A 13664-nucleotide genomic window follows, 5' to 3' on the forward strand; every position below is an offset into this window, starting at 1 on the left:
ATCAGGTGTAATGGATATTCGAAAGTTACGCTACTTTATCGCCGTGGCAGAGGAACTTCATTTCCACCGTGCGGCCGAAAGATTAAACATGACTCAACCGCCTCTGAGTCAACAGATTCAAAATCTGGAAGAAGAACTTGGCGTAAAGCTGTTGGAACGTACGAAAAAGATGGTTAGGCTGACACCTGCGGGAGCTGTGTTTCTGGATCAGGCAAGACTAATTTTGGCTCAGCTTGAACGATCTATCCATCTCACACAGAAGGTTGACCAAGGCATCGTTGGTCATATAACGGTAGCTTTTGTGGATTCGGCTTCAGGCAGTATGATGGTCGATGTGTTAAGGAGATTTCGAGCAGCGTACCCACAGATCGAAATTACACTACGTGAGATGACATCTTCTGAACAGCTGCAGGCACTGCAGGATGGACAAATCCATATTGGATTTTTACGATATCAGGAGCATACGCCAAATGTATCCTTCCAGGTCTTCCAGGAAGAAACGTTAATGGCGGTGGTTCCAGACGATCACCCTTTGGCAGAGCAGATTCAAGTGTCGATTACTGACTTGGCGGAAGAGGATTTTATATTGTTCCCTAGCCATCTGGGTTCACCGTTTCATCGTCTCGTTCGGGAGTACTGCAGGGAGCATGGAGTAGAACCGCGAATTAAGCAGGAAGCAATCCAGATGTATACGATTGTGAACCTCGTTGCTGCAGGCATGGGAATCTCCATAGTTCCTTCTTCGGTGGAGGTGTTTCAGCGCAGAGGTGTGGTATTTTTACCTTTAATAGAAAAACCGCCCTCCGTACCCTTATACATGGCATGGCGGACGGACATGAATCAGGGTGTGATCACCCGTTTTATACACATGGACAGGAGCGACTAATCTACATTAACCCGTCAGGACAGGATTCCTCTCAATCCATTTCCCTAATATTTCATCAATTCGAGTGAGGATATCCTGATCCAGTTTCACACCGGAAGCTTTTACATTTTCCAGTACTTGTTCTGGCCCGGATGCCCCAATAATCACTGAGCTGACATAAGGATGATGAAGAACCCAGGCAACGGCGAGTTGAGGAAGAGTCAGACCTAGTTCCTTCGCTAGAGGAAGAAGCTGTTGTACAGCAGTCAGCACATCATCGTGCAGCCAATGACCGGCAAGCTTGTTGAAGAATGGTTTCCCTGCTTTGGCTGCTGCCCGTGATCCGGGCGGCACTGCTGAATACGGAAGGTATTTACCCGATAGTATGCCTTGAGCGAGTGGAGACCATGTAATCTGTCCCAGACCTGCTTGTACGCTTGCTGGCACAACTTCTTGCTCAATTACACGCCATAACATCGAATACTGCGGCTGACTCGCGATGAAAGGTACACGCAACTCTTTAGCTAGTGCGGAGCCCTGCTCAATCTGAGCAGCTGTCCATTCGCTAACCCCGATATAATGAACCTTGCCTTGACGAACAAGATCAGCAAACGCAAGGAATGTCTCTTCCAGTGGAGTGTGTGGATCATAGCGGTGAGCGTAATAGACATCGATATAATCTGTTTGCAATCGTTGTAATGAAGCACTGCAGGCTTCCATAATATGTTTGCGGGAAAGTCCTCTGTTATTGTGACCTGGACCGGTTGGATGACAGACTTTGGTGCATAGTTCAATACTCTCTCTTGGTACTCCCTTGAGAGCCTCTCCCAACACAGTTTCCGCCTTGGTATTCGAATATACGTCTGCCGTATCAAATGTCGTAATACCTGCCTCCAATGCAGCTTGGACACAAGCTTGTGCTGTTGGATCGTCAACTTGTGATCCATGTGTAATCCAGTTGCCCAGCGAAATCTCACTGACGGTTAAACCGCTGTTTCCCAATTTGCGATATTCCATTTGTCATGCCTCCTTACTCATCTGGACTTCATTGTAGCAAGTGCAGATGATCAGGTGAAATATCTATTAAGCACATGATTGATATGAAAAACATATCACAGGTTAATCAGCTCTCCTGAATATATTTACGATAGAGGGCAGGCGTGATTTCCTCGAACTTTTTAAATATTTTAATAAAATACCCCGCTTCATTAAATCCCAACTCATCGCTGATCTGTGAAACAGGCATGTCCGTGACTTCCAGCAACTGCTTGGCCCACTTGATTTTGAGCTTGGCGAGATAGGTAGTGAAATTCTCACCCGTCTCCTTGGCAAATAATCTGCTGAAGTAGCTTGGACTCAAATGGCACAGATCGGCTGCTTGTTTTAGCGATACTTGTTCGCTCTTATGACTATGGATATATTCAAAAGCAGGCTGGAGTACCGGATTGAGACTCTCCGTGTCACTGGGACTGTTTTTGAGATAAGCATCCGCAATGGCGTTGGTCATTTCCTTTTTAATCGACTCGATGTTGCGGATCGAATACCCCGGCAGGATGGTGGACAAGTTGACGGACTCCTGATTGCCGGAAGCTTTTTCGAACATCTCCACCAGCAAGTTTTTGTTCAGCGCTTCCTCGACAATATAGTTGCAGAGCAGGGATAACATATTGGAAATCTTCACAATCTCCTCGTACGTCATGACGGGTAATTGGTCGTAGTCTGCCTGCAGCTCCTTCATTTTCGCATCATGCATCGGTACGTTTTTGGACGTCACAATCTGCTCCAGGTCATTCCCTTTCTCGGGATCGGCGAGTTTGACTTGTCCAGCCATCACAGCACCAATGTATTTTCCATCAATCGTAATCGGAATCGCAATATCAATGATATTGAAATGACAGAGATAAACGTAAGGTTCGTTAAGGCGAACAGCCTCCAGACCGCCGCGTGAATCACATTTTTGACAATAGGGAAGAAGCTCGGGGTCTTTGCGAACATTCTGGCAGAATGCTTGACAGCTGCTGTGGCTGGTGACGGGTATGCCTTTATAATCGACGGTAAGAATGGCAAGTTTGGTTACGGTGGCAAGGGAATCTTGAAGGCGCTTCCACTTATCCAGGTCCAGTATTTTATTGATGTGCAGATATTCTTTAATCATGTGAAAACCTCCGTGGCAGACCGAATTCATCGATCGGAGAGTCGTTAAAAAGTTAAAAGTTGTACATATTAAGACGTGAACAGGACGGGTAATGGAAAATAGGAGGTCAAAATTCAACCATCTCATGACAATAACATACCACGATTATGCGAAAAAGCAAAAAATTACGATTGCAAATTATAATAATTTGTTATCAAAGTCCACTGTAAACCTCTTGTTTCTGCGTTATATTTAGGTCAATTGCAACAGTTAAAATTTGATGTAACACGGAGCAAGGCCGCTTCACCTTTGAATTTCAGTTAAGAGGGACGAGTGCTGCCGCGCAAAACATTCTATTAAATCTACTTTTAGGAGGCATATCATATTATGAGAAAAGCATTTATCAGCCCAACCAAATACGTGCAAGGCGAAGACGAATTGTTGAACCTGGGTTATTTCGTAAAATCCTTCGGAGATTCTGCATTGTTGATTGCACACCCGGATGATGTACAGCGTGTCAAAGCCAAGCTGGATGCAACAGCAGAAAAATTCAATATCACGTTTGTTGAAAGCGGTTTTAGAGGCGAATGTTCACGTGAGGAAGTTGCTCGTTTGCAAGAAATCGCGAAAGAAAAAGGCTGCACATGCACGATCGGTCTCGGTGGCGGTAAAGCCATTGATGCCGCGAAATGTGTTGCTGAAGGCGATGCACTGATCATCTGCCCGACAATTGCAGCGACAGACGCACCGACGAGCCACTCGGCAGTATTGTACACACCGGAAGGTTCTTTTGACGATTATGCATACTTCAAGCAAAGCCCAAGCGTGGTGCTCGTAGATACAACCGTTATCGCGAATGCACCAACACGTTTCCTCGTATCCGGTATGGGAGATGCATTGTCTACTTACTTCGAGGCAAGAGCAACAGCGAAATCCTATTCCCGTGTGAATGCAAGTCTGCCGATGGGTTCCCGTGAAGGGTACACACCATCTGCTGTAGGAACCAATGCTGCGCTGGCGCTTGCTAAATTGTGTTACGAAATGCTGCTTACGGACGGTGCCAAAGCAAAAGTAGCGAGTGACAGCAACGTGGTAACTCAAGCCCTGGAAAACATCGTGGAGACGAACATTCTGTTGTCCGGTCTTGGATTCGAAAGCGGCGGTCTGGCTGCAGCTCACGCGATTCACAATGGTCTGACGGTTCTGGAAGGTACACACCACTATTTCCACGGTGAAAAAGTATCCTTCGGTACGATTGCACAGCTCGTCCTTGAAAATGCACCAACCGAAGAACTGCACCAAGTGATGGACTTCTGTCTTTCCGTAGGATTGCCTGTAAGTCTTGCAGATATCGGCGTAGAAACCATTACACAAGAAGAATTGTTGAAAGTAGCAGAGATTGCGTGCATTCCAGAGGAATCCATCCACGCGATGCCATTCCCGATTACAGTTCCTGAAGTAGCCGCAGCGATTGCAGCAGCTGACCGAATCGGACGGGAGTACAAAGCTCGCCAGGAGGCAAAATAAATGAAAAAAATCATCAACCAAGCTGAACATGTTGTCATGGAAATGTGCAACGGGATTGCGCTCGCGCACCCGGAGCTGGAATTCCTAAAAAAATATAAAGTGATCAAACGCAGAGAGATTCAAACTGACAAAGTCAGCCTGATCAGCGGCGGCGGCAGCGGTCACGAGCCAGCACATGCAGGTTATGTCGGTAAAGGTATGCTGGATGCGGCTGTGTGCGGAGATGTATTTGCATCCCCTTCCCAAATCCAGGTTTATCAAGCGATCAAAGCAACGGCAAGCAGCAAAGGTACACTGCTTATCATCAAAAACTACAGCGGCGACATGATGAACTTCAAAAACGCAGCACATCTGGCTGAAGAAGATGGCATCCACGTGCAGTATGTACGTGTGGAAGATGACATCGCTGTGCAGGACAGCTTGTACACGGTAGGACGCCGCGGTGTAGCTGGAACTGTTCTGGTTCACAAAATTGCCGGTGCCGCAGCAGAAGAAGGACGCAGCCTGGAAGAAGTGAAGGCTGCTGCCGAGAAAGCGGCGCAGAACGTGCGCAGTATCGGCTTTGGTTTCACTTCTTGTACGGTTCCTGCCAAAGGAACACCAACCTTCGAAATTGCGGAAGACGAGATGGAGTTTGGCGTTGGTATTCACGGTGAGCCTGGTATTCGCCGGGAGAAAATCGTCTCTGCAGATGAGCTTGCAGGACGTATGGTTTCCGCATTGCTCAAAGATATGAAGCTGGATCAAAATGCGTCCGCCGAGATCGCTGTGCTTGTGAACGGTTTTGGTGCGACACCTCTGCAAGAGCTGTACTTGCTCAACAACTCGGTGCAGCGTGAGCTTGCAGGACATGCAGGTCTTAACGTAGCAACGACATTTGTAGGCAACTACATGACCAGTATCGACATGGCAGGTGCATCAGTTACCATTCTGAAGCTGGATGAGGAATTGAAAACCTTGCTGTTTAAGGAAAGCGACACACCTGCATTTAAAGTGTCTGGCCCTCCAGTGGCGCAAGTTGCTTACTCCGAAGCGCTGGAAGCGGTTGTGACTGAGGATGCTCCAGTATCTTATGAAGTGCAGACGGATGCGTCAGCAGCTGTTGTTGAAAACAATCAGTTCTCACTGGATAACATGGTTTACCTGATCGATAAAATGGGCGAGATCATCATCAAGAACGAAGTACCGTTCTGTGAACTGGATTCCCATGCCGGTGACGGCGATTTCGGAATGAGTGTAGCCAAAGGCTTCCGTCAATTGAAGCGTGAGTGGAACCACATCGTTAACGAAGAGAAAAAAGATATCGGTTCATTCCTCGATGCATGTTCTCTCGTCATCATGGAGTATTGCGGCGGAGCATCCGGCCCAATCTGGGGTTCGGCATTCCGTGCAGCGGGCAAAGCGGCAGGTGAGAAACAACAGTTGAATGTTGCTGAGTTTGCTGAAATAATGCAGGCAGCGGTTCAAGGCATTCAAGCAACAGGTGAACGTTCCTTCGGACGCGGTGCAGTTGTGGGTGACAAAACGCTGATCGATGCACTCGTTCCATGCGCAGATGCCTGGACGCAAAGCGCGGAATCTGGAGACGGCTTCAAATCCGCATTTGCCAAAGGTGCAGCGGCAGCGGTTGATGGTGCGAAGAAAACCGAAGATATCGTAGCACGTATGGGACGCGCAGGTACGGTCGGTGACCGCAGCCTGGGATATCCGGATGCTGGTGCGTATGCACTGGGTGTTATTTTCACTGAGCTGTCCGAGTCTTTGAAGTAGAAGATACTTCATTAATTAAAATAAGCTCGGATGACGATATAGAATAGATAAGATGATAAGTTATGAACAGACACAGGTGACGGCGCCGGAGTCCGGCGTCGTTATGTGTGCTTTTTTTAGGCCATATTGAGTCAATATTTACATGTACTCATTTACATCTAATTTGAATAGTTTAATTTAGTTTTATTGTTGGCTTGTATTGTTAGCTGCATTATGACATGCTGTTTCGCTCATTATTATGAACGGGAGCGTATGCATAGTGATATCTATTTATCTATATAATTTGAACTATTAAATTACACAATAACGGAGAGGATAGAAAAAACCTGAAGAAGCGAAGCGTTCGCCTTTATCACCGGATTTTCCCTTTTTAAAAGGGAATCAAAAAATCCGGGGATAACAGCGATCGGAAGGTTATTCTGTCATCGAAGTGCATGTGTAAACATCTTTAGTTCAAATTATATCGCATTTTATATTACTTAAAGGAGCCAACTATGAGAACAGTCACATCATTCTTGAAAAAACCGCAGGGGTTGCTGGTTTTATCACTCGCGCTGGTCATTTTCGGCAGCTTGTTTGCCGGTATGTTTAACACATCGTTCTATTCCGTCAAGGTTAAAGAGATCAAATTCCAGGCCGACCACGGAACGTTATCGGGTCTGCTGTACATGCCAAAAGGCGCGGGTGCCGATGACAAAAGACCGGTTATTATTACAACACATGGTTATTTGAACACGAAAGAAATGCAGGATGCACCTGCCATTGAGATGTCCAGACGTGGTTACATTGTGCTGGCGCTCGATATGTACGATCACGGGGATTCCCGCTGGAATGCACCAATTCCGGTGAAAGATATGTTTGGCACATTCTGGATTTATTCTCAATTCGATGCAGCTAAATATATCTATGATCAGGAATACACGAAAAAGGATGACAAGGGTAACGCGTATGTTGCGGTTAGCGGTCACTCCATGGGGGGATTCTCGACACTGCTCTCCATGTACATGGATGAGATGACGTCATTGCAAACAGGGCACCGCATGATCTATACCGGAATCTCTGTAGGCGCAGACTATTCGTATGCGGCAGCCGTGGCTCCGCAAGACCAGCTGCAGGCGGCTTTTGGAAGCCGAACAGTAGGGATGATTGCGGGTAAGTATGACGAGTTTTTCTTTAACAAATCCGACGAAGAGAAAACAGCCGCTGAAAAAGAAATCAAAGGTACCGTGATGCGCAAAGATTTTGCCGCAACGACTTCGGGTAAAGCATTCCTCGGACTGGCAGCAGATGCGCCAAGAGCGGAAACGGACAAGTTTACAGAAGTACAGTCCGGAGACCTGTTGGTGGATGGCAAAGTAGTACGCCCTTCGCAAACGGGCGAGCACATCATGTTTACACCGAATCAGACTCACCCGTGGAACCATTTTTCGCCAACGACAACGGGACATCTGATCGACTTTTATGCTCATGCTTTCAATGGGGTAACGTCACCGAACCAGACCAATGTGAATCTGGGATCGGGAAATCAGATCTGGTGGGCGAAGGAAGCCTTTAACTTTGTATCTTTGATCGGCTTCTTCCTGATGATTGTGCCTCTGATTACGCTGCTGCTCAGACTGCCATTGCTGCGTAAAGCGGTTAGCAGTGAGATTGCAACGGTATCCGCTGCCGTAAGCGGCAGACAAAAAACAATGTACTGGCTTGCGATTGCGTTCAGCACGCTGATTCCGGCCATTCTTTTCCCAACGCTGATGGATAAATCGGCAGACGGATTGAATGTACTGCGTATCATTGCTCTGATTCTGTTGATTGTAAGTGTGCTTGCTGCAGTCATTGGATTTGTCTTGGCTGGAAGCAAAAAGAATGATTATGCGGCAAGCCGCCGGATGAAAAATATCGGCGTAGGAAGCGTGCTGCTCGCCATTGTATCTCTTGCCATGTGGATTGTGTTTAACTATGCGAGCAAAATTGTCGTTACAGGCACATACTTCAATGAACCAACGACGAACCAGATCGTATACTGGGCGTTGGTATCGGCGTTAATTATGATGCTGGTGACCTTTGCATTCCACTATTTCTCCAAAAAGGATGCAGGTACCCGTTTCAGCGATTACGGGATTAGCTTGAATATCGGAACCATCATTGCCAGCCTCGTAACAGCTGTACTCGCGATTGTAATCGGGTATGCACTGCTGTTCGCAGTACAGGCAATCTTCGGAACGGACTTCCGCATCTGGACATTTGCAGTACGTACGTTTGAACAGGCACATTTCGTTACTGCACTGCGTTATGCACCACTGTTCCTAATCTATTACTTTGTGAGTGCCATTGCGCTGAACGCCAATACACGCGGCAAACGCGGCGGTATGTTCCTTGCGATTGTACTGAATGTTGGCGGACTGGTATTGTGGATGCTGGCACAGTATGGCAAAGACTTTATGACAGGTGTGGCGCTGTATCCAACTCAAGCACTGAACGGCATCCTGTTGTTCGCGCTGGTGCCATGTCTGATCATCGCTGCGGTATACGCACGCAAATTGTTTGAGAAAACGAACAATGTATGGCTCGCGGCATTTGTGAATACGCTGCTGTTTACGATGGTGACGGTGGCAAATACAGTTCTCTTCTGGAACTTGGTTTAGTGTGAAAAAAGATATGGTGTGCCTTTAGATTACACTTGACCACTCCGATGGCGACTATGCTTTCGATCGCTGTTATCCCCCGATTTTATTGAACTTTTCCTATGGGGAAAATCGGGTGATAAAGGCGGACGCTCCGCTTCTCCAGCATTAGTCTTCCATCTCCGTTTCGGTGTAATCTATGAGAACGTTCATATCCAACGTTTTCAAATTAAACGTTGGATAAAATATAGACCGCTCTGTGGGCTTGGCCTACAGAGCGGTCTTTTTTGTGAGACTACACGTGATTAGAGTTAACCGAAATTGGCGTTAGCTGTGGGAAATAGTGTAATCTGAGAGTAGAAGTAACTTACTTGAACGAGAAGGGAACGAAACATCTAATGACTCAAAAAATTTACTATGACGCTGCGTATACACGCCAGTGGCATACACATATTACAAATCGAGTGACGAAAGAAGATGGCGTATACGTTACGCTGGTCGAGACGGCATTTTATCCTCATGGAGGCGGACAGCCGTGTGATCTGGGACAGATTGGCGGCATTGCTGTTCTGGATGTGAACCTGGAGGACGGAGAAATATGGCATAAGCTGGAGCGTTCACCGGAGCAGGATGAAGTGGACTGTGAACTGGATTGGGAGCGAAGATTCGACCACATGCAGCAGCATACGGGCCAGCATTTGTTATCGGCAATTACATTGAAGCTGACGGATGCCATGACGCTCAGCTTTCACTTGGGCACAGACTACGCAACGATTGATGTGGCTGCAGAGACTCTCAGCGCGGAACAGCTGGCTGCGATTGAGCAGGAGGTGAATCGGCAGATTGTTCGCAATGCTCCGGTTCGCGCTTCATGGGTTACCGCCGAAGAAGCCGCACGTTTGCCTTTGGTGAAGCAGCCGACGGTGACGGAGGACATTCGCATCGTGGAGATCGAGGGTGTCGAGTACAATGCTTGTGGCGGCACGCATGTGGCGGCAACAGGCGAGATTGGCATCATTAAGCTGCTGAGAACGGAGAAGGTGAAGGGCGGTACTCGAATATATTTCAAATGCGGAATGAGAGCTTTGAACGAATTTACAGCTGCACAACAAGTACTGAACGGGATTACGGCAAAATTAAAGACAAGTCGGGACGAGCTGCTGGAGCGCATTGAGAAAATGGAGCAGGAGCAAAAGCTGCTGCAAAGCGAGCTGAATGCAGTAAAATCGACCAACGATTCTTACTATGCACAGGAACTGCTTGCGGCAAGGGAAGGGCTGGTCATTGCCCAGATTTTCGAGGATAAATCTCTCAAGGATATGCAAAGTCTTGCCACCAAACTTACCGCAGAGCATGAAGGTTTGGTACTGTTTGCCAGCATCTCGGAAGCGAAGGTTGTGCTGGCACAGAACGGACAGCCGCCGGAATGGGCATGCGGGCCGTTTTTCAAAGGCAATCTGGGGGCTTACCAGGGTAAGGGAGGCGGCAGTGAGAAATTAGCTCAGGCGGGTTTCGCGAGCAGTGAGGATGCGCTGGCATTTTATGAATTCACGAAGGAACAGCTTGGACACCATTCCTAAATTTGGAGGAGGCTGAAGCATGTCAGAACGTATCCCATGTATAAGCGAAGGGTGCGACCATAAGATTTTACCAGCGACCGCTGCCAAAACGGGCGGGTACTGCATGCCCTGCAAGCAGGAAATGGAGCGTGAAGCCCACCAGCGGTACATTGAGGCAAATCGGCGGGATGTGAATCTGTATGAAGGGATTACGGATGAGGTGCAGATTTTGAAAATCATGCATGAATCTCGCACATATGATGAACTTGTTCGATATGTACCGTATAAATATTCCATGGAACAGGTATATCTATCTCTTTCAGCAGGGCAGCAGCAGGAGATGAAACAATATGCGATGGAGCTGATCCGATCAGATGATGAGGATACCGGCAAAGATATTTTGGTATATCTCGTGTGTTACCATGATCTGCCCCTGACTGCGGAGATTCCGGAGCTTCTGAATCGGGAGATCGTTTATCCGGCTGTTTTGTTCAAAAGCGCCTCTGGTGAGACGCGAGATCATCTGCTGCAGCAGGTGAACACCGATGAGGGAAATCGCAACCTTATCTTGATCATGCTGGCCTTCATTGGCGACGATGTTGTTGTGCAGCAGTTCTGGCAGTGGAAGCAGTCTCCACCAGAGTGGGCTGACAAGCTGTATGCCGCACCTGATGGTTACGCCCTGCAGGCGGGTTGGGAGTTAACCGAAGAAGGGCAGCGAAGAGAGTTATTTATGACCCCGAGTTATTCATTGTATGAAGCAGGGGAGAGTAATGCAGCGAGAAGTGAGAGCGACAGCCTTGCTGGTGATCTAGTTTCTTTGCTCGCACCAAGTTTCTATCATTGCCCGTGGTGCAGCAATCCAATCGTCAGCTTAATGAATTTACATGTGAAGCATCCATCGCTTCAGTCTGTCCACTGGAATTCTCCACAACTTGATGTGCAGACCTGTCTGATATGCAGCTGTTATGGCGTGGTCTACATGGAGATGGATTCCACAGGCAATCCAGTCTGGAGCAAGCATAATGTGAAGCCTGATGGATTCGATGAGTTAGATATAGAAGAGATGAAGTTGGATATTTCGGGATTAGTGTCTCGTACATTGGATTACGCAGGAGCAGAAGAAGGAGAGTCACTGGCACAGATCGGGATAGAAGAAGGAGAGCAGGAACAGGGATGGCAGCAGGGAAAGGAACAGGAGTCGGTGCAGGAGCAAAAGCAGAAGCAGAAGCAGGTACAGCGCCGTTCATTCTGCATTGCGCCTGAACCACGCCGACCTTTTCATGGCAGTGAATGGGCCATGGAACCTTCGCTGTCTCAGGTTGGCGGGCACCCCGGATGGGTGCAGGATGCAGACTATCCAGAATGTCCTGCCTGCTCTACTACGATGAAGGCGCTCGGTCAGCTGGATGGCGAATTAATTCAGGAGCATGGTGAAGGTGTATATTACATGTTTGCTTGTGAGCCATGCCAGATGACGGCAGTATCGTATCAGCAGTCTTGAGGTTTAAGGCGTAAGCTGTTTCTGGCCGTTTTCCACTCTAACGATCACAGGAATCCTTATTTGAGCGATTCAGACTGTTTTAGAATTCTAACGATCCGTAGAGACGTTATTTCGTTGTCAAAGGGTTCTTTTCGCTTGAAAACACCTGATTTCGATGAAATAGCGTCGCTGAGGATCGTTAGGTTTTTTTAGGCCGTATTTTGCCCAAATAAGCTCCCTACGGATCGTTAGCGGTGGTGATAGTTTTCATTGATAGTCGTAGAAATCTGCAGTGGAGTAAAGTGAAGTGAAGCGGGGGCGAGCGCGAATACCAAGCCGATGCATATCCAGTTGGTTGCCAAGATACACTGTGAGTTAAAGTAGAGCACGAGAACTTTCATATAACATGGTGTTGAATACTTCTAAAGGCTTGTTCTTTGCGGATAGCAGCAGAGAGAGCGGACGTTTGATGACGGTAATCGTAAGCGTGCATGTAAAGCTTAGGCAGATAACTTCAACAGCGAAATTAAACCTTGGTAGGATAAAATAAACCCTTCTGTATTGGACTATGCCAACTCCTTTCACTAAACCAAACTATTGTTGTCATAAAACCTGACATCGTTGTAAGATGAAATCATTGATTCAATTCGTAGTGATGTGTCATTTACAAAATGTCGGCAGGAGTGGGAACGATGGAAATTAGAGTGGATGATCTGAGTGGTAACCAGGTAAAGGCGTTAATCGCCGAACATTTATTGGGTATGGCGGCGGATTCGCCGCCCGAGAGTATACATGCTTTGAATCTGGATGGACTGAAAAAGCCAGAGATTACATTCTGGTGTGCATGGGACGGAGAGGAACTGCTCGGCTGCGGAGCGATCAAGGAACTAAACGCAGAACATGCTGAACTGAAGTCAATGCGTACGGCTTCGGCTCACTTGCGCAAAGGAGTAGCCCGTGGAATTCTGGCTCATATTATCGACGAAGCGGTCGCTCGCGGATATCAACGAATCAGTCTGGAGACGGGCTCCATGGATTCATTTATCCCGGCACGGAAACTTTATGAGGATTTTGGGTTCGAATATTGCGAGCCGTTTGCTGATTATATTTTAGATCCGAACAGTGCATTTATGACCAAAGTAATTGGATGAAATCATGGATGAATCTGTAAAGAAACCAGTCTCTATAACATGGAGACTGGTTTTATTCCGTTTAAAATGAAACATTTGATACAGTCCATGCCGCGCAAAAAGTGGTAAACTAAAATTTGGGCTTTGAACGCTGTGACGCATCAATGAAATGGAGGGTGAAGGTGATGGTCTACTGGTGGTTTGAGGAAATGAACCCATTATTCATTGTTTTTGTGCTGTGCCCCTTAATTGCCGTACTGATAGGAGTCTGCTGGTATACCGCAGCATGGTGCAGCCGGACAATCGCTTTGGGCGTATCCTTTCTGTTACCTTTGCTGTATATAACCACTGACTGGATGACGTTTACCGCTAATCTGGGTGCGTGGCTGATGTATGGGATCATGTATGGTCTGATCACTTGGGCGGCTTACCGATTACTTTGTACGTTTAAAGGGTATAAATCATAGGCATATCCTATGTTTGGGATGAATTGGCCGCACAGAATAGGTGGGCTGATTCGCCTTTGATAGGGTATACTGGACATTATATTGTTCAAAAATAGACAGGATTACAGA

The 13664-nt window shown here is 47.2% G+C and carries 10 protein-coding genes; 8 read left to right on the top strand and 2 right to left on the bottom strand.

The genetic code is table 11. The features are described 5' to 3' along the window. The first annotated feature begins 10 nt into the window (after nt 1-10). Complete coding sequence (locus MKY97_RS04675) at nt 11-886, top strand: LysR family transcriptional regulator (RefSeq protein ID WP_342554342.1); 876 nt, start codon at nt 11-13, stop codon at nt 884-886. 6 nt (nt 887-892) lie between these two features. On the opposite strand, the gene MKY97_RS04680 is transcribed toward MKY97_RS04675, so the two are convergent. Continuing rightward, nucleotides 893-1882 (bottom strand): aldo/keto reductase family protein, encoded by a 990-nt coding sequence (locus MKY97_RS04680; protein ID WP_342554343.1) that lies wholly within the window; start codon nt 1880-1882, stop codon nt 893-895. Nucleotides 1883-1988: 106 nt separating this feature from the next. After that, nucleotides 1989-3020 (bottom strand): PocR ligand-binding domain-containing protein, encoded by a 1032-nt coding sequence (locus MKY97_RS04685; protein ID WP_342554344.1) that lies wholly within the window; start codon nt 3018-3020, stop codon nt 1989-1991. A gap of 366 nt (nt 3021-3386) precedes the next feature. Here MKY97_RS04685 and MKY97_RS04690 point away from each other — a divergent pair, with 366 nt between their 5' ends. From MKY97_RS04690 to MKY97_RS04720, 7 genes are all read left to right on the top strand, one after another. Further along, nucleotides 3387-4526 carry a glycerol dehydrogenase gene (locus MKY97_RS04690; protein WP_090917434.1) on the top strand — a complete coding sequence of 380 codons (1140 nt, stop codon included), beginning with the start codon at nt 3387-3389 and terminating at the stop codon, nt 4524-4526. Next, on the top strand, nt 4527-6296 hold the full coding sequence (gene dhaK, locus MKY97_RS04695) for a dihydroxyacetone kinase subunit DhaK (RefSeq protein ID WP_342554345.1): 1770 nt from the start codon (nt 4527-4529) through the stop codon (nt 6294-6296). A 494-nt stretch (nt 6297-6790) separates the two neighbouring features. After that, on the top strand, nt 6791-8938 hold the full coding sequence (locus MKY97_RS04700) for a hypothetical protein (RefSeq protein ID WP_342554346.1): 2148 nt from the start codon (nt 6791-6793) through the stop codon (nt 8936-8938). A 377-nt stretch (nt 8939-9315) separates the two neighbouring features. Next, nucleotides 9316-10497 (top strand): alanyl-tRNA editing protein, encoded by a 1182-nt coding sequence (locus MKY97_RS04705; protein WP_342554347.1) that lies wholly within the window; start codon nt 9316-9318, stop codon nt 10495-10497. A 19-nt stretch (nt 10498-10516) separates the two neighbouring features. After that, entirely contained in the window at nt 10517-11980 is a 1464-nt protein-coding gene (locus MKY97_RS04710) for a DUF1963 domain-containing protein (RefSeq protein WP_342554348.1), read from the top strand. 671 nt (nt 11981-12651) lie between these two features. After that, nucleotides 12652-13110: a GNAT family N-acetyltransferase gene (locus MKY97_RS04715; RefSeq protein ID WP_342554349.1), complete on the top strand. Its 459-nt coding sequence runs from the start codon at nt 12652-12654 to the stop codon at nt 13108-13110. 164 nt (nt 13111-13274) lie between these two features. Then, nucleotides 13275-13556: a hypothetical protein gene (locus MKY97_RS04720; protein WP_342554350.1), complete on the top strand. Its 282-nt coding sequence runs from the start codon at nt 13275-13277 to the stop codon at nt 13554-13556. Nucleotides 13557-13664 lie beyond the last annotated feature (108 nt).

This window comes from Paenibacillus sp. FSL R7-0652 (assembly GCF_038595045.1).
In the GTDB taxonomy this organism is placed as follows: Bacteria; Bacillota; Bacilli; order Paenibacillales; family Paenibacillaceae; genus Paenibacillus.